23 protein-coding genes and 3 tRNA genes are annotated in these 25,953 nt (G+C 38.4%); 12 read left to right on the top strand and 14 right to left on the bottom strand.

All coding sequences use genetic code 11. The annotated features are described in order from the left end of the window. Positions 1-14: 14 nt before the first annotated feature. The 7 genes from CBM24_RS13950 to CBM24_RS13920 all read right to left on the bottom strand — a co-directional run bounded on the left by CBM24_RS13950 (position 15) and on the right by CBM24_RS13920 (position 5,543). Positions 15-1,172: an efflux RND transporter periplasmic adaptor subunit gene (locus tag CBM24_RS13950; protein WP_075992753.1), complete on the bottom strand. Its 1,158-nt coding sequence runs from the start codon at positions 1,170-1,172 to the stop codon at positions 15-17. 26 nt (positions 1,173-1,198) lie between these two features. Continuing rightward, the gene (locus CBM24_RS13945; RefSeq protein WP_075992752.1) at positions 1,199-2,524 is read right to left on the bottom strand and encodes a TolC family protein; all 1,326 of its coding nucleotides are present in this window, start codon (positions 2,522-2,524) and stop codon (positions 1,199-1,201) included. 8 nt (positions 2,525-2,532) lie between these two features. Then, a complete protein-coding gene (locus tag CBM24_RS13940) occupies positions 2,533-3,120 on the bottom strand; it encodes a TetR/AcrR family transcriptional regulator (protein WP_157698461.1) in 588 nt (195 codons plus the stop codon). Between the two features lie 293 nt (positions 3,121-3,413). Then, on the bottom strand, positions 3,414-3,833 hold the full coding sequence (locus CBM24_RS13935) for a c-type cytochrome (RefSeq protein ID WP_088161682.1): 420 nt from the start codon (positions 3,831-3,833) through the stop codon (positions 3,414-3,416). Between the two features lies 1 nt (position 3,834). After that, entirely contained in the window at positions 3,835-4,482 is a 648-nt protein-coding gene (locus CBM24_RS13930; protein ID WP_088163564.1) for an SCO family protein, read from the bottom strand. A 100-nt stretch (positions 4,483-4,582) separates the two neighbouring features. Next, a complete protein-coding gene (locus tag CBM24_RS13925) occupies positions 4,583-5,005 on the bottom strand; it encodes a transposase (RefSeq protein WP_088161681.1) in 423 nt (140 codons plus the stop codon). A gap of 40 nt (positions 5,006-5,045) precedes the next feature. Then, a complete protein-coding gene (locus tag CBM24_RS13920) occupies positions 5,046-5,543 on the bottom strand; it encodes a PaaI family thioesterase (protein WP_070563819.1) in 498 nt (165 codons plus the stop codon). A 91-nt stretch (positions 5,544-5,634) separates the two neighbouring features. On the opposite strand from CBM24_RS13920, the gene CBM24_RS13915 reads away from it, so the two are divergent. Then, on the top strand, positions 5,635-6,867 hold the full coding sequence (locus tag CBM24_RS13915; protein WP_088163563.1) for an MFS transporter: 1,233 nt from the start codon (positions 5,635-5,637) through the stop codon (positions 6,865-6,867). A gap of 244 nt (positions 6,868-7,111) precedes the next feature. Here the strand turns inward: CBM24_RS13915 and purN are convergent, their stop codons facing one another. Next, positions 7,112-7,684 (bottom strand): phosphoribosylglycinamide formyltransferase, encoded by a 573-nt coding sequence (gene purN, locus CBM24_RS13905; RefSeq protein ID WP_070563826.1) that lies wholly within the window; start codon positions 7,682-7,684, stop codon positions 7,112-7,114. Positions 7,685-7,841: 157 nt separating this feature from the next. Here purN and CBM24_RS13900 point away from each other — a divergent pair, with 157 nt between their 5' ends. Next, positions 7,842-8,336, top strand: a complete 495-nt coding sequence (locus CBM24_RS13900; RefSeq protein WP_088161680.1) for a TlpA family protein disulfide reductase — start codon at positions 7,842-7,844, stop codon at positions 8,334-8,336. Positions 8,337-8,397: 61 nt separating this feature from the next. Here CBM24_RS13900 and clpB read toward each other — a convergent pair whose 3' ends face one another. Continuing rightward, the gene (clpB, locus tag CBM24_RS13895; RefSeq protein ID WP_075992745.1) at positions 8,398-10,998 is read right to left on the bottom strand and encodes an ATP-dependent chaperone ClpB; all 2,601 of its coding nucleotides are present in this window, start codon (positions 10,996-10,998) and stop codon (positions 8,398-8,400) included. A gap of 271 nt (positions 10,999-11,269) precedes the next feature. Here clpB and CBM24_RS13890 point away from each other — a divergent pair. The 3 genes from CBM24_RS13890 to CBM24_RS13880 all read left to right on the top strand — a co-directional run bounded on the left by CBM24_RS13890 (position 11,270) and on the right by CBM24_RS13880 (position 11,555). Continuing rightward, positions 11,270-11,342, top strand: a tRNA-Thr gene (locus CBM24_RS13890). Between the two features lie 34 nt (positions 11,343-11,376). Continuing rightward, positions 11,377-11,449 (top strand) — tRNA-Thr (locus tag CBM24_RS13885). 33 nt (positions 11,450-11,482) lie between these two features. After that, positions 11,483-11,555, top strand: a tRNA-Thr gene (locus tag CBM24_RS13880). 42 nt (positions 11,556-11,597) lie between these two features. On the opposite strand, the gene CBM24_RS13875 is transcribed toward CBM24_RS13880, so the two are convergent. The 3 genes from CBM24_RS13875 to CBM24_RS13865 all read right to left on the bottom strand — a co-directional run bounded on the left by CBM24_RS13875 (position 11,598) and on the right by CBM24_RS13865 (position 14,081). Next, positions 11,598-13,010 (bottom strand): alkaline phosphatase, encoded by a 1,413-nt coding sequence (locus CBM24_RS13875; RefSeq protein ID WP_088161679.1) that lies wholly within the window; start codon positions 13,008-13,010, stop codon positions 11,598-11,600. A gap of 90 nt (positions 13,011-13,100) precedes the next feature. Continuing rightward, positions 13,101-13,754, bottom strand: a complete 654-nt coding sequence (locus tag CBM24_RS13870) for an NAD(P)H-binding protein (protein ID WP_088161678.1) — start codon at positions 13,752-13,754, stop codon at positions 13,101-13,103. 84 nt (positions 13,755-13,838) lie between these two features. Next, a complete protein-coding gene (locus tag CBM24_RS13865; RefSeq protein WP_088161677.1) occupies positions 13,839-14,081 on the bottom strand; it encodes a hypothetical protein in 243 nt (80 codons plus the stop codon). Positions 14,082-14,289: 208 nt separating this feature from the next. Here CBM24_RS13865 and CBM24_RS13860 point away from each other — a divergent pair, with 208 nt between their 5' ends. Continuing rightward, the gene (locus CBM24_RS13860) at positions 14,290-14,475 is read left to right on the top strand and encodes a hypothetical protein (protein WP_046673540.1); all 186 of its coding nucleotides are present in this window, start codon (positions 14,290-14,292) and stop codon (positions 14,473-14,475) included. A gap of 50 nt (positions 14,476-14,525) precedes the next feature. Here CBM24_RS13860 and CBM24_RS13855 read toward each other — a convergent pair whose 3' ends face one another. After that, complete coding sequence (locus CBM24_RS13855) at positions 14,526-14,978, bottom strand: Lrp/AsnC family transcriptional regulator (protein WP_088161676.1); 453 nt, start codon at positions 14,976-14,978, stop codon at positions 14,526-14,528. Positions 14,979-15,100: 122 nt separating this feature from the next. Here CBM24_RS13855 and rocD point away from each other — a divergent pair, with 122 nt between their 5' ends. Then, positions 15,101-16,360, top strand: coding sequence for an ornithine--oxo-acid transaminase (gene rocD / locus CBM24_RS13850; protein ID WP_088161675.1), 1,260 nt, complete (start codon positions 15,101-15,103; stop codon positions 16,358-16,360). Positions 16,361-16,363: 3 nt separating this feature from the next. Next, positions 16,364-17,329 (top strand): arginase, encoded by a 966-nt coding sequence (locus CBM24_RS13845; protein ID WP_088161674.1) that lies wholly within the window; start codon positions 16,364-16,366, stop codon positions 17,327-17,329. 288 nt (positions 17,330-17,617) lie between these two features. On the opposite strand, the gene CBM24_RS13840 is transcribed toward CBM24_RS13845, so the two are convergent. Continuing rightward, positions 17,618-18,640 (bottom strand): IS5 family transposase, encoded by a 1,023-nt coding sequence (locus CBM24_RS13840; protein ID WP_157698597.1) that lies wholly within the window; start codon positions 18,638-18,640, stop codon positions 17,618-17,620. 193 nt (positions 18,641-18,833) lie between these two features. Between CBM24_RS13840 and CBM24_RS13835 the strand changes: the two genes are divergently transcribed. The 4 genes from CBM24_RS13835 to CBM24_RS13820 all read left to right on the top strand — a co-directional run bounded on the left by CBM24_RS13835 (position 18,834) and on the right by CBM24_RS13820 (position 25,946). Continuing rightward, complete coding sequence (locus tag CBM24_RS13835) at positions 18,834-20,456, top strand: tetratricopeptide repeat protein (RefSeq protein WP_088161673.1); 1,623 nt, start codon at positions 18,834-18,836, stop codon at positions 20,454-20,456. 206 nt (positions 20,457-20,662) lie between these two features. Then, positions 20,663-23,449: a TonB-dependent receptor gene (locus CBM24_RS13830; RefSeq protein ID WP_088161672.1), complete on the top strand. Its 2,787-nt coding sequence runs from the start codon at positions 20,663-20,665 to the stop codon at positions 23,447-23,449. A 150-nt stretch (positions 23,450-23,599) separates the two neighbouring features. Beyond that, positions 23,600-24,862 carry a right-handed parallel beta-helix repeat-containing protein gene (locus tag CBM24_RS13825; RefSeq protein WP_088161671.1) on the top strand — a complete coding sequence of 421 codons (1,263 nt, stop codon included), beginning with the start codon at positions 23,600-23,602 and terminating at the stop codon, positions 24,860-24,862. Between the two features lie 13 nt (positions 24,863-24,875). Beyond that, entirely contained in the window at positions 24,876-25,946 is a 1,071-nt protein-coding gene (locus CBM24_RS13820; protein ID WP_088161670.1) for a phytase, read from the top strand. The last annotated feature ends 7 nt before the right edge of the window (positions 25,947-25,953 follow it).

The following is a 25,953-nucleotide window of genomic DNA, read 5'->3' as shown; positions in this document are numbered from 1 at the left end:
AAAAATTAATGGTGTTATTTTCCTTGAGGTGCTCCTTTCGCAGCCTGTTGGGCAGCGACTGCAGCATCAACTACTTTAACTCCATTTTGGACATTCATGGTACCGTCGACGATAATCTTTTCACCGTCTTTGACACCTTCTTTAATCACAATTTTATCACCAGCTTTAATACCTAATTTTACTTGACGTATTTCGGCTTTACTGCTATCATTCACAGCATAAAGGTTAAATACCCCGAGCTGTTCAAAGACCGCTTTGTAAGGTACAACAACTTCTTCTGTAGCCGAGGTTGTTGATACATTCATCGTAATATTCATACCAGCCCGCAATTCGTTGGCATTGTTCGGGAAAGTAGCCCGCACTTTGATTGTTCCGGTAGCAGGGTCAACTGCGCGGTCAATGGTTGTGATCGTTCCTTTGCCTTCATAAGTGCTTCCATTTGGCAATAAAAGAGAAAGGTCCGAAGATGAATGGCTGCTTTGCAATTGGGTAAATTTGGCAATATCCTTTTCGTTTACCTGAAACTCAACAGCAATTGGACTGGTTGAAGACAAGGTATTCAATAGGGTTGTGCCTGGGTTAACTAAAGCTCCCAAACGCACCTGTGATATCCCTACAGTACCACTGAAAGGAGCGCGGATCGTTGACCGTGATAAGTTTGTATTTGCAGTGACCAATGCCGCACGAGCCGACTCTACCTGTGCCTGAGAAGCCGCTACATTTGATACTGCATTGTCAAAAACCTGCTTCGCAATCGCGTCTTTATCGGCCAATGTCTGGTAACGTGCTAAATCTCTTTTTTGTCGGTCCAAATCAGTCTGTGCGACCTGTAAGCTTGCTTTAGCTTGTTGGACAGCTGCGTTGTAGCGTGTTCCATCAATTTCATAAAGAGCTTGTCCTGCGGAAACTACTGCACCGTCAGAAACATATATTTTTGTGATATAGCCGCTTACTTCCGCATATAGATCTGCTTCGTTCAACGGTTTGACTGTTGCTGGATAGCTGATTGTACCTGTAACAGTCTCATGCGATGCGACACCAAAGCTGACAGGGACAACTTTTTCAGCCTGAGCCTGTGCTGCACCTTGCTTTTTTGCATCTTTATTTCCACAAGAGGTCCATACTAATGCCGTCCCAAGGAAGAAAGCGAATAATAATTGTCTTTTATTCATGATTTGTATTAGTTTCCGTTTATTGATTAATTTGTGTGGATTGCCCCAACTGCTTTCTGAACATCCAATTTACTTGACAATAGCGCATAAAGGGAGTTCAAATAATTGAGCTGTGTTGTTTTGAGATCAGTCTCTGCTGTCATTAAATCGAGGTAAGTTTTGATACCTTCGTCATATTGAAGTTTGATTGTCTCATATACTTCTTTGGAGAGATCCACATTTTCTTTAGCTGTTTTCCAGTCATTTAAATTCGCATTATAGGTTGCCTTTGCCAACGAATATTCTGTGTTAATGCTGTTTTCTAAATTTTTGATATCCCAGTCAATTCTTTCTTCCTGCAATCTGGATTTATTGATTTGTTTTTTACGTTTAAACCCGTCGAAAATTGAAAAAGAAACATTTAGGCCAGCTACTGAACCCGGGAAATTGTCGGAATAAAGCTTACTGAATTTATCATTTCTATAGTTGAATGCGTAATTATAAAAAGCACTTACGCTTGGTAAATATGTCCATTTATAATACTGTGTGCTCAACTGTTGAATCTTTTTCGATGTTTCCAATTGTTGGAATTCAATTCGATTAGAGACACTTATTCCTGCAGTTGTATCAAGTAGAATCTCTGATTCCATACTGCTATTGTCAAATGAAAGCGTCAAATTTTTGCTTTTATCCAAAGCTAGCAATTGTTTAAGGTATTCGTATTTATATTTACGAAGCTCAACCGTTCTTTTCTCGTCAGCATTCGAATTTGCCAAAGCAATTTGCGCTCTCTTATAGTCGGTTTTATCAACTAAACCCACATCATATTGTGACTTTGCATCTTTCAATTGTTTTTGAAGGCGAGCAATATTTTCGCGAACAATCTTGATCTGCTCTTCCGACGTCAGGATGTCATAATAGGCCTTACTGACCTCCACAACAGCTGTTATTTTTTTGTTCTCCGTATTTTGTTTATTACCGAGACGTACCAGCTCAGCGGCTTTTTTCGCCTGCATTAGCTCTGGATTAAGGATCTGTTGGTCTGCTTGAAGCGTTAAGGCACTCGCATTGTTCTGCCCCATTTTGATATTATTTCCACCAATATTTGCTAATGGAACAATGACATTATAATTATAACTTCCTTTTAGACCCAATTGTGGGTACCAACCTGAAAGGGAGATGTCAATATCTTTTTCACCGATGGCCTCGTCCAATTGTGCTTGTTTTACAGAGATTTGATTACGTAAGGCGTAATCAATCAGCTGCTGAAGTGTTGCATTTGCCGGCAAGTTTTCAGATTGCTGTTGTGCAAATCCTGTATTACTCAAAAGCGACAGGGCCGCCAAGGAATAAACGATTCTATTAAACTTCATATATGTAATTAATTATTTTTTTCTCTATTAATAGCTCCATCCCAAATAATCCCAATTAAATCTTCTACATTCTGTTCAGAGAATTTGAGATCTTTAAATTTGATACTGTGAACAGTCGATAAGGCTACACCAATATAACTGGCCACCAAAAGATGGACGTCTACCTGTTTCAATATTTTTCGGTCAATGCCTTCTTGTAAAAAATCAACAACTTTATTTTGTCCACCTACGGGTTCTTGTATCTCAGCTTTGTTTTTCTCGTAATAAGGAGACGAAAAAAACTGTTCAAAAAAACTGAAGATATGCCCATTTTCTAAATAGAACTTGACAAAGTTGCGCCAGATATGAATAAAGGAATCTTTATAATCGAAATCATCTTTTATACCATCTAAAATGTAATCATTCAGTAATGTTCTACAATGCTTGAACAGTGCAAAGATTAGGTCATCTTTTGATGGAAAATAATGGTAGATAGTTCCTATTGCTACATCAGAATCTTGTGCGATTTTGCTCATCGGCGTTCCATGGAAGCCGTTTGTTTGTATAAGTTTTAGTGTGCTGGCAAGTACTGCCGCAATTTTTTCATTGGAATTCATCAATCGAACGTTCATTCGGTTGCAAAATTAACGATTAATTTGGATCCAAAATGTCAGAATATTGTTATAAATCAATAAATATAAAACGATTTGAACCAATAATACAATAAGGAAAAAAAGGTGAAATTGTTTTCAACTTTTTATTTTTTTTGATGGGCGGAGGGGAAGTAGCATCAAGAACGCCAGGGTTGTAGCATGAGTTTCGCTTGCAAATTAGCCTGAAGGTCTTTATTAAAGGAGGTGGAGCGGTTGCAAATAAAAAAAGCGTTGGTTTTATAAAACCAACGCTTTTTTTATTTGCAATTTTTTAAACTTTTCTCCACTTCTTCCAAAGGATACAGATTCTTTCCTTTGTTGATCTTGGTATTGATATATGTTAATACATAAGCGATATCAATTGCGGAAAGATTTGAAGCGGGCATGGTATTATTAAACTTTTTGCCTGCTACTTCAAGTTCTCCGGAAGTCCCGTGCTTGATGATACAAGCAAGCTCCTGACGATGCGTTTGCAGAAAGGTGGTATCGGTTAGGGGAGGATAGAGATTTCCCAATCCTTCGCCTTTCTCTCCATGACAATTTTGACAATGTGTCCGGTATACCTTTTGACCATTAACCGCATATTGTGCCGTTTTGATATCAACTTCCTGCTGACAGCCAATCAAGATCGATAAAATAACCCCGATCGTTATACCTGTTGTTAAGAGAATACGCATGTTATTTTTTAACCCCACTCAAGAGTAAAGGTAAATCGTTCATCAATTTTTTTACTTGCTCATCGTTTGTACCGTCGTAGGCACCCCGAATTCTTTTATCCTTGTCTATTAAGACAAGGTACCCTTGATGATCGTAACCCCCAGGTGCATTTTTATCTTCAGCGGTATAAACCAGGTATTGATTGGCTAGACCATATATTTCTGCTTTAGTCCCCGAAACAAATTGCCAATGATTATTGGTTACGCCCAATTTATTGGCATAATCTTTCAGTACGTAGGGTTGATCATATTTAAAGTCTATACTATGGGACAGGAAACGAACTTCTTCATTATCCTTATATTGCTGGTATATCTTTAATAGGTTGCGATTCATCGTCGGACAGATACTTGGACAATGGGTAAAGAAGAAGTTGGCGATATATACTTTACCCTCAAAATCTTTGTCTGAAATCATTGTACTATCCTGATTGAGCAGTTTAAAAGGCGGAATAGTATGATAGACTGTATCTACGATTTGTTTTCCATCAACTGTTTTTTCTACAGCTTCTCTTTCGCCATAGATGGGTAAGCTTGTCTGGCTATTGTTTTTACAGGAAAATAAACCGAGTAAAAGGCCAGTTGCGCAGTAAAATTTAGTTATGGATCTCATGTGTTTAATAGTTTTGTTTGTTAAGCTTGATCCCATCTTTACACGAACAATTTAATGTTAATCTAAAGCTGGGCGGACTGCGTTATTTGAATTTTTGGATTTAAAAATTCTTTAATTTGTCTTGGCTTTCTTTAGAAACACTATCAAATATCTTTTTCATATCACTTACTTTTTGAAGCTCTGTTTCAAAATATTTAACATCTGTTGAATCCGGGTTATATCCTTTCATCCAGTCCATCATATGGTCTGTAGCGCTTTCTAAATTAGCTTTCAATGTACTTAGCTCTTTTCTTGTTAAATTGGTGTCTAAATCAGCCTTAGTTGTTTTTAGGTTTTTTAAATTTGCCAAAATAGAATCTATCTTAACAGCATCGCGATCGAAATGAGCGATTTGAGGCATAATTTCATCATGTATCTTAATAGTTGAATCTTGCAGGGCTTTTACACCTGTTGCACCATTTCCCTGAGTTCCACATGCTGCTATTGCCAAGGATGCGATAGCTACAAACGCGATTTTATTCATGTTTTTTGTTTTTTGGTAATTGGACAAATATATTAATTTCTTATGGCTCAATATTTCGATTTCTGGAAGGGAATGTAAAATTCAGGTCACGAATATAGGTTTCACAACGTACCGTGGCACAGAGATCGCCAGACTTATCTTTAATTTCCAGCGTAAAATCCTTTACTACTTTGCCTTTTGTGCGGATAATATGGGCACATTCTTCAAGGATTTCCTCGGAGAGTTGCACAGAATATTCCACGCTGGTTTTGCCAGGTTTCTTAAAGGTGATCTGTGATGATTTTAACCAGGCCACCGTTTTCTTAAAACCAATCTTTTGAAGATACTGATCAATGAGGATGGGGAATATTGGATCTGCTGCAGAAAAGATCGTTCCACCAAATAATGTTTTGTTGGTATTGATATTGAATGGTGTCTTATAAATTTTTACTTTGGCGCCTTGGAAGCCGGGGCTAATTTTTTTAACCCAGATTCCCTGAAATAGAAATGGTGGGTAAATACGTAATAGCCATGTTAAGGCAAGTGGACTATATCTCATGATGCAAAAATAAAACAATGTGTCGGATTATTTTTCGAAATCTTGGTTTTATAGCTTCACTATGGTATTTTTACAGATCAAAAAACCTAAAATGTCAACAATAAAAGAAAAACAATCCAGCAGGAAAGTATGGTTACTGGTTATGATTGCGTCACTGGGCTATTTCGTCGATATCTACGATTTGATTATTTTCTCCATAGTTCGTATTCAGTCCTTCACTGATATTGGAGTCCCTGCGGAAGAAATGCGGGTAAAAGGTGAATTTGTGCTCAATATGCAAATGGGCGGTTTGCTGTTGGGTGGAATTCTTTGGGGGATTATAGGGGATAAATTTGGACGTTTAAAAGTGCTTTTTGGATCGATTCTTTTATACTCTGTAGCGAATATTGCAAATGGTTTTGTACATGATGTGCTTATGTATGGTATTATTCGTTTTATAGCGGGCGTTGGATTGGCCGGAGAACTGGGGGCGGGAATTACCTTGGTTTCTGAAAGTATGCATAAATCAAAACGTGGTTATGGGACCATGTTGGTTGCCGGTGTCGGTGTTTTAGGCGCTATATTGGCCTATTTTGTCTCGGAAGAATTTGACTGGCGGACGGCCTACTTTGTCGGAGGCGGAATGGGCTTACTGTTGCTACTGTTGCGCATTGGCTCTTTTGAATCAGGATTATTTAAGGATCAAGATAAATCGGGTGTTGTGAAAGGGGATATCCGTATGCTTTTTACAAATAAAAGCCGGTTAAAACGGTATGTTAACTGTCTCTGTATTGGCCTTCCAATCTGGTTTGTTGTCGGTGTTTTGGTTACACAGGCTCCGGAAATCGGCAAGGCCTTGGGGGCTAGAGGTACACTGAGTGCTGGTCAAGGGGTGATGTTTACCTATATCGGTATTTCTATCGGGGATGTACTGGCAGGAATATTCGCACAGATTTTAAAATCCCGCAAAAAAGTGGTGTTTATATGTCAATTAATTATCATTGGAAGTTCACTATGGTATTTATTGAGTGATGGTATTACAGCGACAAAGTTTTTAAGTCTTGCCTTTATAATGGGCTTAGGAGTAGGGTATTGGGCAACCTTTGTGACTATCTCAGCGGAACAATTTGGTACAAATCTCAGAGCAACTGTTGCAACGACGGCCCCCAATTTTGTACGGGGTGCACTCATTCCGTCAACAATGCTATATGGACTTCTAGTAAATGCATTTGGAATTGTGCCAGCAGCAATTACAATGGTTGTCGTTCTTTCGGGTATAGCAATTTATTCGTTGACCCAGTTAGAAGAAAGCTTTGATAAAGATTTAGACTACCTGGAAGAGTAGTCAACAAATAGCTATTTTTTTCGTCCCGGACATTTTTTACAGCGTTTGCCTTCTTTATATTTTTTGCAACACTTTTTAAAGCAGGCACAAGAAAAGTCAGAAAAAGGGTTCATAGCCGTATTCCGAAACTGAAACAACCCGGCTTTATTTTCTGATTCATCGATCTCCAACACAGATTCAATAACTTCGTTCATAATACAAAGTTACAATTTGTTTAAAACAATTCTAAATAATAGAATTGTTTTTACATTTTTTTGATAAGATTTTCAATTATTTTAGGGAAGTACTGATGTTCGAGTTGCTGCCCTTTAAATTTAATAATGTCTAAAGTATCGTTGGGATCCACTTTGAATCGTGCTTGGTATATAATTTCCCCCTCGTCAAAATGTTCATTTGCGAAGTGGATCGTAATGCCATGTTCCTCTTCCTTATTGGCCAAAACGGCTTTGTGTACATGGTCACCATACATACCTTTGCCACCATATTTTGGTAGGAGAGCAGGATGTATATTTATAATTTGATTTGGAAATGCTTTCAGAAGGTTGTTGGGAACGAGCCAAAGAAAACCTGCCAAAACAATCAGATCAATATTTAAGTTTTTAAGAATATTGACAACGTTGTCGGTTTTGTAAAATTCGTCACGATCAAATATATGTGCAGGTATTTCAAAATTGTCGGCTCGCTGAATAACGTAAGCATCAGGGTTATTGGATAAAATCAAGGCAACCTCAGCTTCATCTGAATACTTGAAATGTTCCATTATTTTTTGAGCATTGGACCCTGAACCTGAAGCAAAAATAGCAATTCGTTTTTTCACGATTAATAAGTATTAATAGATTTGATCGATTTAAAAATTAGCCCAAACTTACGGATTTTTTGTAAAAAAACTAAAATAATAGTTGACTGAAGCGCATTTTTAAGTATTATTGATTAAAATTAATTGAATAGTCACTGTTGGTTTAAATTTCTTTAACATGAGGTTCCTTTGTTCCCTATTTTTTGTAAGTGTATTTTTCTTATTTCAACCTGTTTTTGCACAGGCACCCAAAACACTTCCATCGTTTACTTTTGATGAGGTCTATCAGGCTAACAAGTTTAATTCGGACAAGCTTCCAAAATCGGGCTATATTGTGCTGGATTTTTACGACCCGGGTTGTGGCCATTGTCAGAAAATGGGGGCTGGTATCGCACAGCACTTGTCCAAATTCAAGAATGTATCCTTCTATTTTATTTCCATGAATGACAAGCCTTATGTCGATGGATTTATTAATATGCATGCGAAGGCATTGAAAAGTGCTCCAAATGTCAAATTCTTGTTTGATGCTGGAACTCAATTTATTGAAAAATTTAAGCCAAGCAATTACCCTTCGCTCTATATCTATGATGCAAAAACCAAAGTCTTGGTACAGCATTTGGACGGCGAAGACGATGTAAACAAGTTGTTAAAAGCTTTAGGTATTACAGGTTAAATGTTTAAAAATTAACAATAAAAAAAAGAAGGTCCGATAGTACTATCGGACCTTCTTTTTTTTATTGTTCTTGTTTATTGATGAACACAAATTTACCGTCGAATACATCCAGACGAATAATCGAATCGCGATTTACTTTTCCGGATAAAATTTCCTTTGATAATTCATTTAAAATTCGTTTTTGAATAACACGTTTTAGTGGCCTAGCCCCATAAATTGGGTCATAACCAAGCTGTGCCAACCAATCCATTGCTTCATCAGAAGCCGTAATGAATATATTTTGTTCGGCCAGCTGTTTCTGAACATGTGCAAATTGTAAACGAACAATATCTCCAATTTCGTCTCGACTTAATGGCGTAAACATAATCACTTCATCGATACGGTTCAAAAACTCGGGGCGAATCGACTGTTTTAAAAGATCGAAGACCTCATTGCGTGTTTTGGCGATAATTTCATCCCTATTATCATCGGTCAGATGACTGAAATTCTCCTGTATAATGGTTGACCCCGTATTGGAGGTCATAATGATAATGGTGTTTTTGAAGTTTACCGTACGACCTTTGTTGTCTGTAAGATGGCCATCATCCAATACCTGCAATAGGATATTGAATACATCGGGATGAGCTTTTTCAATTTCATCTAACAAAACAACAGAATAAGGTCTTCTTCGGACTGCTTCAGTCAACTGTCCGCCTTCATCATAACCGACATATCCCGGAGGCGCTCCGATTAAACGAGACACTGCGTGTCGTTCTTGATATTCCGACATATCAATACGAACCATGGATTGCTCGTCGTCAAATAAGAACTCGGCAAGTGCTTTTGCAAGTTCGGTTTTTCCGACTCCAGTAGTCCCCAAAAATATGAACGATCCTATTGGCCGTTTCGCATCATTTAATCCAGCACGTGATCGACGAATGGCATCGGAAATAGCTTCTATTGCTTCATCCTGACCGGCGACACGTTTATGAAGCTCTTCCTCTAGATTCAATAATTTTTCGCGTTCTGATTGAATCATTTTACTCACAGGTATGCCCGTCCATTTTGCAACAACATCAGCAATGTCTTCTGAAGTAACTTCTTCTTTGAGCATACGCTTACTTTCTTGTTTTTCGGCGAGTTCAGCCTTTAGTTTGTCCACTTTTTCTTGCGCTTCTTTAATTCGTCCATAACGAAGTTCTGCTACCTTTCCATAGTCTCCGGAACGCTCGGCCTGCTCAGCTTCGAGTTTGTAGTTTTCAATATTCTCAATCTCTTGATTGACATTGTCAACAAGACTCTTTTCTTCTTGCCACGATGCTCTCAACGTATCTCTTTCTGCAGATAGATTAGCGATACTTTCCGACAGTTCTGCGACTTTTTTATCGTCATTTTCACGTTTCAAAGCTTCACGCTCAATTTCCAATTGCATGATACGACGTTCAAGCTCATCGACAGCTTCCGGTACAGAATCCATTTCAAGGCGCAATTTGGATGCTGCCTCATCAATTAAATCAATCGCTTTATCTGGTAGAAAACGATCGGCAATATAGCGCTGTGACAATTCCACTGCAGCAATGATAGACTCATCCAGAATGCGTACCTTATGGTGTGTTTCGTAGCGTTCTTTTAGGCCACGGAGAATGGAGATGGCATCTTGCGTGTCAGGTTCTTCAACCATAACTTTCTGGAACCTGCGCTCCAATGCTTTATCTTTCTCAAAGTATTTTTGGTATTCGTTTAAGGTTGTCGCTCCAATTGCACGTAGTTCACCTCTAGCTAACGCCGGTTTGAGGATATTAGCCGCATCCATTGCGCCTTCACCACCACCAGCCCCCACTAATGTATGGATTTCATCGATAAAGAGTATAATGTCTCCATTGGAATCGGTAACTTCTTTTACAACCGCTTTTAGACGTTCTTCAAATTCACCTTTATATTTAGCTCCGGCAACCAAAGCGCCCATATCTAAGGAAAATACAATCTTAGATTTTAAGTTTTCAGGTGCGTCGCCTTTTATAATTCTGTAAGCAATACCTTCCGCAATAGCCGTTTTACCAACCCCAGGTTCACCAACGAGTATTGGGTTGTTTTTGGTACGACGGGAGAGTATCTGCATCACCCGTCTAATTTCCTCATCACGGCCGATAACAGGATCCAATTTGCCGGATTCGGCATATTCATTTAAATTTCGTGCATATTTCCCCAGAGCATTATAGGTGGCCTCCGCATTTTGATCAGTTACCCGACTGTTTCCGCGCAATTCTTTTATGGCGGTCTTTAAGTCTTTTTCTGTAACGCCCTGTGACTTAAGTAATGTTGAGGTCTTATCAGAGGTCGCCAGGATACCCAATAATAAATGCTCTACCGAGACAAATTCATCATTGAATTCTTTGAGATAGCCCTGTGCTTTCTGAAGTGCATTGTTGGCATCGCTACTTAAATAAATATTGCTACCACTAACCTTCGGAAAACCTTCAATTTGTTTGTCAAGTTCAGTTCCGAGATAGCTGATGTTGACATTTAACTTTTTTAATAAGTGGCTGACAACATTTTCATCCACTGTGAGTAAAGCTTTTAAAATATGCGCTGTCTCAATCGCCTGTTGTTGATGGCCAGCCGCAATTTCGGATGCTTTTTGTATAGCCTCTTGGGCTTTAATTGTATAGTTGTTAAAATTCATTTTTATTCTCTTATTTAAAGTTTCGTTGATACATATTGGTTATAACAATTGAAGTGCCATTCGGTTTTTAAGCCATACTTCGGAAAAAATGGCAATATTTTTTATTGAATCATGACAAATTTTCAGTTATTGAAAATAATGCGCTTGATTTTTAAATAATTGGCTTAACAGGGTATAAAATTCTTGAAATCGACTTGCATTTTTGGTTTAAGCTTTCGATATTTGCAGCATCTTAAAACGGTCAGACGTTGTAAGATTGAAAAGAAGTAACGCCTCTTTAGCTCAGCTGGTAGAGCAACTGACTTGTAATCAGTAGGTCATTGGTTCGATTCCGATAAGAGGCTCTTTTAAGCAACATGCATTAAACTTCTTTAAAAAGCCTCTTTAGCTCAGCTGGTAGAGCAACTGACTTGTAATCAGTAGGTCATTGGTTCGATTCCGATAAGAGGCTCTTTGAGCGACACTCATTAAAATTCATGTGAAAGCCTCTTTAGCTCAGCTGGTAGAGCAACTGACTTGTAATCAGTAGGTCATTGGTTCGATTCCGATAAGAGGCTCATAAAAAAGATCCCCAAGATTTCTTGAGGATCTTTTTTTGTTTAGTCCAAACTAAGTTGTGCTGCTGTAGCGATTTTCTTTGGTATATCTGTGTTATCCATTTTCTGACTGAATTGCTCGGAGCCAACTCCGATCGCATATACCGGTGCATAGGCGGCCGAATGGTTGTTAGAGGCCCAGCTTATTGATCCCATCCGATTTAAGATTGAAATACTCAATGCGGCTATTTTGTCGTCGCTTGCGTAAAGGCTTTTTGCGGTTTCATTTTGATGATCGACAAAGCTTTTTTGATAGGCAGCTTCTAAAGCACTACGATCAGTTTCATGGATTGTAATTTTGGAAAATAAACCAGTTTGAGCAGCAATGAGATTCTTGAGATCGTCCCATGTTGCATTTGGATTATTCTTACGAAGGTTGCCAATTGCGTTCGAAAGTTCTGCATGCGAGGTTTTTTGGTGGGACAAGAATTTTGTTTTCAGCGAAGAACTTCCATTACCGACACCTAATCCTCCTGTTTCATGGTCCGCCGTAACGACTATAAGTGTTTCATTTGGGAATTTTTTATAAAAATCATAGGCGAGTTGTACGGAGGCATTGAAATCCAATACTTCCTGAATCGTTGTAGCCGCATCATTTGCATGGCATGCCCAATCAATTTTTCCACCTTCAATCATTAAAAAGAAACCATTTGTATTGTTTTTATGCAGTGAAGTGATAGCTGCAGATGTGATATCTGCCAATTTTAAATCACTTGGCTTTTGGTCTATGGCATATTTAAGGGCATCTATAGGACTGCCATCTGAATTCATCAATATGATCTTATCTGATTTATTTGGTAGTTGTGCATAAGCATCTTTTCCTTTAAGCACTTTATAGCCGGCTTTTTCTAATATGGGGAAAAGCGATGGCGCCTTTTTATGATCAAATGTTGTTTCGGGTTTGAGAAAATTGGATCCGCCAAAAAAGTCAAAATTGGAAGTGACAATTTCTTTACCGATTTCATAATACATGTCGCGGTCTGCTTGGTGCGCATAAAATGAAGCCGGGGTAGCGTGGTCTATGCTGACGCTTGTAATAATACCGACTTTCTTTCCTTTTTGCTTTGCGGCATAAGCTATACTCTTATAGGGGATAGTTCCTGTACTATCCATACCGATAACGCCATTTTTGGTTTTTTTTCCAACGGCTAATGCGGTACCTCCAGCGCCTGAGTCCGTTACGCCATTGGAGAGTGAATGTGTGGAGGCAAATCCAACATGAGGAAATTGGGTAAACACAAGTGGGATGGGATTATCTTTATGCTGTACTTCAGCTTGATGAATTTCGGTGAGATTAACCTGGTTGAGGCCCATGCCATCACCAATTAAATAAAAGATGTATTTTGCTTCTTGGCCAAAAGAGGGGAAAACATGTACAAAAACGAGGAGAAACAGAAATAAAACGTGTTTTTTCATTTGAATGGTTGTTATTTTAAAAAAACACAAATTACAGCCTTAGGATTAGCTTACTGTTAATTCAATATTATGAATTATTTTTTACTTGTTTCAACTGGTTTCTGCTGCTAATTTCTGGATATCTTTCACGGTTACAGTATGGATACCTGTTGTGTAATGATTGATCGCCTGTAACATTGCCATAGCAACTTGTCCTACTGAAAGAGGCTCGTATGTTTTGAATAATCCTATTGTATTAAAGATACGGAGGGCAGCTATGGCTGTTTTTTCACCCAAGCGATCTGTATTTGGTCGGATTAGTCCTCCAGGCTGGAAAATAATAAGCCGATTGAAATCAAGTGCCTTAACATCCTGTTCAAGGCTTCCTTTCATGCGGTTATAAAAAATTTTTGATGCAGGATCCGCAAGAACAGCCGATAATAAGAGAAAGGTAGGAAAACCATTTTTTTTAGCCAATGCCGCAAATTGTAAATTAAGATCATGATCTATTTTCCATTGTGCATCTTTACTGCCTGCGTCTTTTAATGTGGTGCCAAGGCAGGAAATTGCGACATCGCCCTGTATCACTTGCTCAAAATCCGTTAGATTTTCAAAATCTACGATAACCTGTTTCAATTTAATATGCTCCTCAAACGAGACACGTCTTAAAAGCACAACGATTTCCGTAATTTCCTTAGATTTTAACATCAATTGAACGAGCGCTCTTCCTGTAGCGCCAGAACCACCTATTAAAACTACCTTCATTATTTCCTTACTTATTTTCTTTACTAATTATCTTGATTTAATTGCTTTACTGATAGTTATTTACCCATATGATTGAGTATGCAATTAATCTTTATAATTGGGCTTGCCCGGAGTAAAGCGCACAATAGATTGATCCAATCGGAGGGTGTCTGCTACAGTGATTAGATCTTCTTCGACAATAAAATTTTGATCAATAGCGGTCTTTATTGTTGTAAAATCCTCTTGATCGGCATCCTGAAAATAGAGGAGGGATTGAATCGTAGATACAGCCACCAGTTCGAGCAATTCGTTTTCACCTTCTAATCCAACATAGAAAAAATCTGCCATAATAATGATATTTGATGTTATACGAATATACTTTTTTTATTTTTAAAATTTGTCAATTAGCACGAGAACTTCTTGAAGAGTGATAGACACTATGTCAAAAAGTTGTTGAAATTTTTGTTTCTTTGAAACAGTTTTGGGTAGCCATCGTAAAATATATTATATTTGATATAGTCATTTTAAAGATAATTAACAATAAGTTTTAATAACGATGGATAAAGAGCAGATACAAAATTGGTTAGATAATGGGTATGATATACTTCATCATGGAAGACCAGTGAAGGTTGAAGGTGATTTGTGGGACTACATCGATGGATTGGGAAGCTATGAAAATGTATATGTTTTGCGCGAATTGATCTACTGGACAGAAGAAGAATTGGCAAATATAGGTAAGTAGTGTGGAGACCCTGAAATAGAGGTTCAGGATCCCATGAATGTTTTATTGTACTAGAATATAATATTACGTTTGAAAGCACAGCCTAATTCAATAAGGGAATCTGTTTTTGCAATTCCTGGAATGCTATCGATTTTTTCATAGAGTAATTGTCGCATATGTTCGTGGTTTTTAGCAATAATTTTTACATATAGCGTGTAATTGCCCGTAATGTAATAGCATTCTGTAACTTCTGGTATTTTCTTAAGTTCTTCAATAATTCGGCTCGAGTCATGATCTTTTTCTAAACTTAGCCCTGTAAAAGCACCCCAATCATAGCCTAGCTTTTTTTCATTTAATACAGGCTTTATACCGGCCAGTATTCCTTGTTCCGTCAATCGGTTGATTCGTTGATGAATCATCGTATTGGATACGCCCATAGCTGTTGCAATTGCAGAGTAGGCCATCCGTCCATCTTCGTCTAAATATTTTAAAATCTGCAGATCAAAATCATCGATACTATTCATTGTAGAAAGTGGTTTAAAAGTTAATTTTAATATTTTTATGCTAATTTAGTGTTAAATTTTATTTTTAATTCAATAAAAAAGTAAATATTGTATATTTGTTATTATTAGAAAAAATCTGAATTATGAGTACAGTAGCTAAACAGGGTAAGGGCGAGATGTTCATTGCCAAAGAAGAAAAATATGGAGCGCACAATTACCATCCTCTTCCAGTCGTATTGGAACGAGCTGAAGGAGTCATGGTGTGGGATGTTGATGGAAAATCTTATTTTGATTTCTTATCTGCATATTCTGCTGTCAATCAGGGACACTGCCATCCGCGAATTATAAATGCTTTAAAAGAGCAAGCTGCGAAATTGACACTTACATCGAGAGCATTTTATAATAATAAATTGGGCGATTTTGAAGAAATGCTTTGTCAGTTATTTGGATTTGATAAGGCTTTGGTGATGAATTCGGGAGTTGAAGCGGTAGAAACTGCAATGAAGCTTTGCCGTAAATGGGCCTATCAGGTGAAAGGTGTAGCAGCCAATCAAGCGAAAATTGTCTTTGCCAAAGACAATTTCCATGGTAGGACAATCTCTGTTATATCGGCATCCAATGATCGTACTGCAACATATGAATTTGGCCCCTTTTTAGATGGCATAGTACTCGTTCCCTATAACGATGTTGATGCGCTAGAACAGTTATTCAAAGCAGATAAAAATATCGCCGGTTTTATCGTTGAGCCAATTCAGGGCGAAGCGGGTATTGTCGTTCCTGATGAGGATTATCTGATGCGCGTGAGACAATTATGTACAAGATACAATGTATTGTTTATTGCAGACGAAATCCAAACCGGTATTGCTCGGACGGGAAGTATGTTGGCATCCTATGATATTGATGATACGCAAAGTCAAAGCAAACCAGATGTTCTGATTTTAGGGAAAGCTTTATCGGGCGGTGTATTGCCGGTATCGGCAGTGTTGGCAAATGACTCCATTATGTTGTGTATTAAACCGGGCGAACATGGTTCTACCTATGGTGGGAATCCCTTAGCCTGTGCAGTAGCTATGGAAGCGCTAAATGTTGTGCGGGATGAAAATTTGACTCAACGGGCGTTTCAGATGGGGGCATTGTTTTTGGATGGATTGCGTCAGATTGCCGCTAAGTGCACGTTAATTACAGAAGTGCGAGGAAAGGGGCTCTTGACTGCCATTGTAATTGATGCGGATGAAGAAAGTGATTTGGCCTGGAATATCTGTCTCAAATTTAAAGAAAATGGACTTTTAGCGAAGCCTACACATGGTAACAAAATTCGATTGGCTCCGCCGCTGGTTATTACAAAAGAGCAAGTCGAGACTTGCTTAGGGATTATTGAGCGATCGTTGACTAATTTGAAATAGTGTATGGAGAAAATGATTGAATTGATCAAAAACAGATCGGATATAGGAGCAGGGACTAGGGGTTCAGATCTGGGCATCGACGCCATCGAGATAGCTGCAATTAATAAAGGAAGTCAATATTTCATTAACTATCCATTTGTTGATGTGCCGACTCGAAATAGCTCCATTTATCAGAATGATAATCATCCTTTTGCGAAACATATTCAGCAGATTTATGAACAATGCAAACAAGTAGCTTCCACCGTTGAAGATAGCTTATCTTCCGGCAATTTTCCATTGGTGTTTTCAGGGGATCATTCCTCCGCAATGGGGACGATCAGTGGTATAAAGTCCGCTTATCCCGATAAACAACTCGGTGTAATCTGGGTAGATGCGCATGCCGATATTCATTCTCCGCACACAACACCTTCTGGTAATATGCATGGAATGCCTTTAGCGGCGATGTTGAATGAGGATAATATCCCATGTAAAATCAATGAAATAGACGAATCGACACAAGAATTTTGGAATAAACTAAAACGAATAGCTGGCCCAGTAGGTAAAATACTATCCAATCATTTGATTTATTTTGGTGTAAGGGATACGGAAGAACCGGAAGATCTGGTCATTGAACGACTTGGCATTAAGAACTATCGTGTGGAAGATACGAGACAGCGCGGAATAACCGATTGTGTGGCTGAAGCATTGAAAATCCTAGAAGCATGTGATATGATTTATATCTCTTTTGATGTGGATAGCATGGATAGTGAATTGATATCGGATGGCACGGGAACACCAGTACCTAAGGGTTTTTTGCCAAGGGAGATTGTGTTGATTTTAGAAGAGATCATCCGATCTGGAAAGGTGATTTGTTTTGAAATTGTTGAAGTTAATCCGTTATTGGACAATAAAGGTAATAAAATGGCAGAGGTGGCATTTGATATATTAGAACGGATCACTCCGCTCATTGAATTGAAATCGGGTAATTAACCGGTTTTGGGATTGTCTATTTTCAAGCCCTTTTATTGATGTGTATCGTCAATAAAAGGGCTTTTTTAATAGTATATCGTTGAGCTTGGCGGATAAAAATAAGTCAGCCTTCCTTATGTTAAAACTCGTATTGCTTTATGTGATTTAATATTGTAAGACCGTTGCAAAATAATGTTGATATTTTCTGATCGGTTATTTTTGCTTTTTTTTGCAGTTTTTTCCGATTTGGATTCGGAAATCTAGTTGCGTTTTCTTGAAAAATCCTCTTTTTGAGGCCTTTTCAACTGCTTAATTTGTGTTTTTTATTGCATTGGACACAAGTATCCCAGGTGATCTGTAAAGATTGTACGCCATGGCTTCCATTAGATTTTGTGTATGCATTTTGGCGATCCCCTTATACCTTGCACAGCTTGAGTTGAACCATCGCCGGATGCTCCCGAAGGTCCGTTCAACTTTGAACCTGATCTTGCCGATCAGTTTGTTTCTTAACTTCTCTCTTTCGGTTAACGCTGTTCCTTTCTTTGCCTTATGCAAGATCCTGCTTTTTAGCTTTCCTGATTTGATCAATTCCTCATTTTTAGAGGAACGATATCCCTTGTCAGCATAGATATGGATGCCCTTTGGAAGGTCAGCCGAAGATATTACCTGTTGAAGATTGGCAATTTCATTTACATTTGCTGGAGTGGTTACCACGCCCAGAACCAGGCCTTCTGTATCGGTGACATAATGCTTTTTATAGCCATAACGTGTTTTCCCAGCCTTCTTTATCCAACGAGCTTCATGGTCAACACCCGGGCTCTCTTGTTGGATCAATAACTGTTCACTATTCTCTTTATCCAGCTCAGAATCTTCGCGAGGATGTTCACTACGGTCACTTTCGATCTCGTAAATAACTTTGCCTTTTGGTTTTAGCGGAGAATCAACAATACTGGCATCAACGATAGCTCCACGTTTTACCAATATTTTATGTTTATTCAACTGCTTGTTCAGCTCCTTGAATAGATTCTCATAAACACCCTTTTCTGTCAGCGAGCTGCGAAAACGGCTAATAACACTGTGATCGGGAACCGAATCGTCCAAACTGATGCCAACAAAGCGACTAAAGGAGATACTGTCGTTTATACGGTCTTCTACTTCGTAGTCACTCAGACCATACCAGGTCTGTAGAAGTGTCATTTTGAAGAGGACAAGACCAGAATAACTAGGGCGTCCCATTTTGCTTTCCCCTTTGTGGTAATGCTTGTTGATAATATTTGAAATCGGATGCCAATTTACCAATGTATTGATCTGATCGAAGAATTCCTGCTTGATTTTCCGTCTTTGAACCATGTAATCAACAAAGCTAACTTTTTCTGTCTTTTCCATACCTTAAATATAACGAAAATCAACAAGAAACAAATTAAAAACTTGAATATCAATAAAATAAAAACCAAACACTTTTGCAACGGTCTTATTGTGTTAACATGTTTCATGTACATTTGCAATTCGATTATTTACGTTAAATATGAGGATTTCTGATAAAATTATTTTGTTTCTACTTTTTTTTATACAGCTTTTTTTGTGTCACCCGGGTACTGCGCAGGTTGAATCCTTTAAGGATATTAGAGGATTAAGTCAAAACCATCCTGATTCTGCAATTATGCTCGTCAAAAAACGTTATGCAAAAGCTGTTACGGATAAAGACTTATTATTACAAGCCAATTGTTTACAGGCGATTGGATGGTTATGTGTCAATCAGGGACATTATGGACAGGCGCAGGACTACTATTTTCAAGCCGATCGAATCTATACGCAATTAAATTCAAAACAGCATCTTGTTTCGAATTGGAGTGATATCGGGGAGCTCAATATTTTCAACAAACAACATGATGTAGCGAAAGTTTATTTTAACAAGGCGCTACATTCTTTCCGAACAGAGGGGGATAAAAATGGAGAGGCAGGTACATTAGGGAATATAGGTCATTTATTTGAAAAGGAAGCGAACTACGACTCCGCCTTTGTCTACCAGCATCTTGCTTTGTCCATTTATAGCAGTGTGGGTAATAAAAATGGAGAAGCCAAGATCCATGAAAATTTGGGCAGTATTTATGAAGATCTTGCAAGGTATGACAGCGCTTTTCTTCATTTTGAAAAAGCAAGTAAGCTCTATACGGAAACAAAAGACAATTATGGAAAAATTGTGGTCATCAATAATATGGGCGATATCTTTAGAAAGACCAATAAATATCCGGAAAGTATCAAATTGACACAATTGGCTTATCAGATGGCGGAAAATTTGGGTGATGTGTATCAAATGGCTGCTACGACAAAAGATTTGAGTAGAACATACGCCTTGCGTGGCCAAATGGATAGCGCATATTTTTATGCCGAAAAGAGCCGTAAGTTGGTGCTTGAACTGTATAGCGTAGATGTTGCTCGACATACAGCTTTTTTTCAGGCGCTCTACGATATGAACCAAAAAGCTGAGGAGATTGAAAAATTACAGGTGACAAAAAGAATCAACTTAATCATGCTGTGGGGTACAATTGTGGTTTTAATTTTGTTAATTGTATTATCCTATGTATTGTATAGTCGCCAGAAAATTAAGATCAAAAATCAGATCGCCGAATCGCGAAAACAGGAGGCCGAACGTGAGTTGACTGAAGTAGCCCTTAAAAACCAGTTACTTGAAGATAAACAGCTCAAGCAAGAACTGTCGCTCAAGCAAAAGGAATTGACATCCCATACCTTAAATCTAATCCGTAACAATCAATTTTTGGAAGAACTTCGTGATGAATTAAAAGGAATGGTTAAGGACGAACGCAGGGATCAAAAACGACAAATGCAGAAGTTGGTGTTGCAGATCAATGAAAATATCACACAGGGCATCCATTGGAAAGAATTTATGGGAACTTTCGAAAAGGTGCATCACAGCTTTTTTGAAAAACTTATTCAGCGATTTCCAGATTTGACGGCCGCAGATATGCGATTAATAGCATTGCTTAAAATAAATTTGAATAATATCGAGATTGCCGTCCTATTGGGCATATCACAAGATAGCCTTCGTGTTGCCAGACATCGATTGCGAAAAAAATTAAGATTGGAACAAGGAGAGGATCTAGCGGGTTATCTCGTTGGTATTTCATAATTTTTTAACACAGGAGTAATAGAATGTTAATGGTGTGTAATTTGTTTTTAAACTACTGTTTATTAGCGTTTTAAATCTTTCTGTTTCCTTGCTGTATAGTGCTCTTTTTACCTTGTTTCCTTGTTGTAACGCTAGATATTTTGTGTGATTAAAATTGGCTGCCATCTTTGCGACAACAATCAAAGATTCATAATAATCTAAGCAAAATGAAAAACTTTTTAACGGTATTACTTGCCTCCAGTATTTCGGTCAGCGCTGCTTATGCGACCAAAATCAAAGGTAAGGTATTGGATGGTCAAACTGGTGAAGCTATTGCTGGTGCAACAGTATTCTTGGAACAGCGTGGGCTATCGACCAAAACACAATTGGATGGTTCGTTTGAATTCAAAGGATTATCTGCAGGTGTGGATAGGGTTCATATCAAGCATATGGCCTATGCCGAATTAATTAAAGAAATCGAAATTCAAAAAGAAAATACACCTCATTTTATTTTTCAGCTGACGTCTACGGAACAGACATTAATGGAAGTAACCATAAAAGGACGTCGGAATGGGGGGGATGATGATCCTAGTGCAAGGCGTTTGGAAAAGAATGCGTCACAAATTATGAATGTTGTTTCGGCGCGTGCAATAGAGATTTCTCCGGATATCACCGTTGCAAATGTTGTGCAGCGTGTTTCGGGTGTATCTATAGAAAGAAATTCGAATGGCGAGGGACAATATGCTATTCTGAGGGGGATGGATAAACGTTACAATACCACTTTAGTGAATGGTGTAAAGGTTCCAAGTCCGGATAATAAATACCGTTATGTGCCTTTGGATTTATTTCCTTCAGATATGTTGGAACGCTTAGAAGTCTATAAGTCGCTAACACCAAATATGGAAGCCGACGCGGTGGGTGGAGTTGTCAATATGGTTATGAAATCGGCGCCGACTAAATTATTGCTTCAAGCAAATTTGGCAACAGGCTACAGCCAACGTTATTTTAATCGTGATTTTGGAAGCTTTTCAACAGGCGGAACCTCGGCTAAATCTCCCTACGAACAGCATGGGAAGAATTACAATGCAACCGCTGCTGATTTTAATAAGGGGGCATTAGATTATACCTATAAAAAGCCCCTTCCAGACCTTGTAGGCAATTTGACAATAGGCAATCGGTATTTGGATGATAAATTGGGGGTTATTTTGGGTGCGAGTTATCAAAATTTACATCGAGGTAGTCGTTCTATTTTCTACAAATCGGCTGTCGTTGGCGTAAATCCCAATGCGGTAATTACTGAGCAGAGTGATCGTCAATATGATGAACAGCAACAACGCTTAGGTTTGCATAACAAGATCGACTATCGATTTAATCCAAATCATCGGATTAGCTTTTATCAAATGTATGTGAATTTAAATAACATGCAATTGCGTGATGCTGTAAATACGATATATAATGGCCAGTATGATCCCAGTATTGGTAAAGCCGAACTGACCTATGTGACAAGAAGCCGAAAAACACAGCAACAGATCTACAATGGTACACTACAGGGGGATCATCATTTTTTAGATAATCGTCTGAATGTCCGTTGGTCAGGTGTGCTTTCTTCAGCGCGCAATCAATTACCGCAAAATACGATGATCAGTTTGGATGGAGTAGAAGAAAATTTTGAACGTAAAAGGACTTCTCTCGTGAATAAATCTCCTGTAACCTATCGTTGGGAGCGGAATACCGATAATGATCATGCAGGCTATTGGGATGTAGCTTATAAAGTTCCAATGGAAAACAGTAAGCTGGAGCTATCGACCGGAGGTTTGTATCGTGATAAACAGCGTAGTAGTTTTTACAATAACTACAACTTATCACCAGCTTCGGCAGAAGAGGCAAAGTATAAATACGGCGTGGATTTTCAGCGCTATACCGATCTCAATTTGACTGTTACCAATCCTACTGGAGCGGTCGCAAATCCATTAACTTACGACGCCGGTGAGAAGACAACAGCATTGTACGGCATGTTCAATTATGAGAATGACAAATGGCAGATGATCGGTGGTATCCGGATGGAGCATACCAATCAGAATTATAAATTATTGTTTCCTGCAGGAGAAAAAAGACCAGAAGGATCTCAAATTTATACAGAGTGGCTGCCAAGTTTGACCATGAAATATCATTTGGACGAAAAACAACAGCTTCATGCGGCCTATTATCGTGCGTTAAACCGACCTGGATTTTATGAAATTGTACCCTCAAGTGTGGTTAATGAAGAGTTTTTAGAAAAAGGAAACCCAGATTTAAAACATGCCTTAGCAGATAACTTCGATTTAAGGTATGAATTATTCCCTGAAGCTTCCTCTCAATTTCTTGTGGGTATGTTTTACAAGAAAATCAAAAACCCAATTGAATATACCTTTCAACCGGATGAGGTTCGTAATCAGGATGTATACTACACCCCCGGTAATTTTGGTAACGCCAACAACTTTGGTCTCGAGGTTGATTATATCAAGTATATCCAAAAATTTGGTGTTAAGGCCAATTATACCTATACACATTCACGTATAACGACCGCCAAGATGTCACGTCGAATCAATGAAACCACACAGGACCCTGAAGCGATTATCGTGGATCAAACGAGGCCGCTATATGGGCAAGCTGCACATGTGGCCAATCTATCGCTACTTTACAAAGATGCTAATAATGGCTGGGAAGGACAGTTAGCTGGATCTTATACCGGCTCACGAATCAATACAGTGTCGCAATTTTTGAACGATGATTTATGGCAAAAAGGATTTGTTCAGTTAGATGCTTCTATTGAGAAGAAGTTTAGAGCTGGCTGGGCCATTTTTGCCAAAGCTAACAACATCTTGAATACACCAATGGAATTGTATGTGAAAGGAACAAATCCCGAAAATGAGAAGATCGCCGAAAAGCTTATTGAAGGCGGAAATACATTGATTAGAAGGGATTTGTATGGGCAGAACTATATCCTTGGTTTACGTTATTCGTTTAGTAAATAATAGACCCGCGTAAAACAGGGCATGTTTTAATCTGAACATGTGCGACGTTAAATAAGAACAGTTTGTTTCGGTGAAGCTTTCACTTTTTTGGAAAGCCAATATTTTGGATAAGTGAAATCTGCTTCATCATTAAAAATTAAATATATACAGATGAAAAATAAATGTATTTTATCGTTTCTAGCGTTTTTTATTGTGGTGCTAAGTGCCTGTGAAAAAGCAAATATTGATGTTGATACTTCTGATGCTGATGGAAGTGCTATAGGTGAGGTATCCGGTGTGTGGAGCAAAGGGAGTGTGCAGCATATCAAGGGAGATATTATTATTCCCGAAGGCAAGAGCCTGACGATTGAGGAAGGTGTAACCGTATTGATGGATTCTGTCAATAAGCCTGAAATTGTTGTTTTGGGTAATTTGTATGCACTAGGTACAGCTGAAAATCCTGTAAAGTTTACAGTTGAAGATGGGTATAAGACGAAGACGAATGAATTTGGCAAGTTATGGGGAGGAATTTTAGCCGCTCCAAGCTGCCAGGAACTTGTTTTGGACAATACCGTCATTGAATATGGTGGTGCAATTACATCGGATGCGTCGACTTCTGTAAAAATGGGCTTGTATAAAAAAGTGTCTGGTGAAGCTTTGCCAGCTTTGTGGTTCTCAAATCCAAACGGAAAGCTAGTTGTTCAAAATAGCACTGTAAGTCATTTTCACGAAGACTGTACGTATATTGAAGGAGGAAAAATCATTTTCGCTAACAATCGTTTCTTTTCTAATGGAGTGACAGGTGGAGAAGCGATGAATTTCAAATCCGGATGTCTTGCAGATGTCGCTTATAACCTCGTGTATAGTGTAAATACCAATGCATTAAAACTATCCAATTCGGGAGACCGTACACCTCAGGCTTATATTATTGTTTATAATAATACCATGCTCAATACAGGGTGGCGCAGACCTACAGCCAAAGGAGGTTCCATATGGTTAGAGGCCTCTGTCAGAGCAGAAATTTATAATAATCTTTTTGCCAATACACGTTTTGGAGTCAAGCGTGATCCTAAAAAACCAGAAGATAGCCGTTCTGTGTCAGGTAATAATTGGTATTATGGTTACGGTCAATTGACTGTAGATCAGTTTCAGGTCGGTAAAAATGATATTGTAGGCGGTATTAACGATGTTAGAGGTAAAGTGGCAGGGGAGAATAATCCTAAATTTGTTTCTTATCCTTTAGAAACATCGGTTGACAATTACGTATTTGATTCAACCTGGGATTTTCATCTTCAAGGGAATTCACCTGCATTAAAGGCCGGTACTTTGGCTTTTAAACCCCATTTTACGAGTGGCCTTGTGATGTCAAACGGCCTAACATATAATTCTCCTCAGCCTGCAGCTTATGTTGGGGCATTTGGTTCCAAATTCTAATTTACTTCATATAATGACAAATTTAAAAACAATACTAACACTAACTTTGGGAGCATCAACCCTGCTTCAAATAGCATGCAAAAATGCGCAAACAAATACGGTAAACTCAGTTAAACCTGTTATTGTGACCGATGCTGTACGCTATGATTCGGATGATCCTGCAATTTGGATCAATAAGAACGATCCGAGCAAGAGTCTGATTATAGCAACGGATAAAGATGCCGATGGAGCTTTATTCGTGTACGATTTACAGGGTAAAACGGTCAAAGAAAAAGTGGTTTCCAATTTAAAACGACCAAACAACGTTGATGTAGCATACGGTTTGGTATTGGGGGGGAAACCTGTTGATATCGCTGTCACAACAGAGCGTATGACCCATAAATTGCGTATTTTTTCACTACCTGACATGAAGCCGATCGATCAAGGGGGATTAGATATGTTTGTTGGTGAAACTGAACCTGAATTCAGAGATCTAATGGGGATTGCTCTATATACTTCTCCAAAAGGAGAGATCTATGCTATTGTTGGGCGAAAAAATGGACCAAAAGAAGGCTATTTGGGACAATATTTATTGGAGGATAATGGCTCTGGTTCAGTAAAAGCTACACTGCTTCGCAAATTTGGTTCATTTAGTGGAAAGAAAGAGATTGAGGCAATAGCGGTGGACAATGAGCTTGGGTATATTTACTATTCGGACGAACAAATTGGCGTAAAACAATACTATGCGGATCCAGCAAAGGGAAACCAACAGTTGGCATTATTTGCTACAACAGGTTTTAAAGAAGATCATGAAGGTATTTCGATTTATAAAGTGACCGACAGTACTGGATATATCTTGGTGTCGGACCAGGGTGCAAATCGTTTTCAGGTTTTTAGTCGGGAAGGAACCAAAAGCAATCCTTTCGAACATAAATATCTGAAGAGTGTACCGGTTATGGCAACACAAAGTGATGGTTCAGAAACTACCTCTTCTAATTTAAATGAAACCTTCAAACATGGCTTGTTTGTTGTTATGAGTGATGATAAAACATTCCATTATTATCGATGGGAAGATATTGCCGGAGCCGATTTGAAAAAGAAATAGGTTATAG

Source organism: Sphingobacterium sp. G1-14 (assembly GCF_002196555.1).
GTDB classification, from domain to species: Bacteria; Bacteroidota; Bacteroidia; order Sphingobacteriales; family Sphingobacteriaceae; genus Sphingobacterium; species Sphingobacterium siyangense.
Note: the sequence above shows the minus strand (reverse complement) of the source record. Positions and strands in the feature narration are given on the sequence as shown.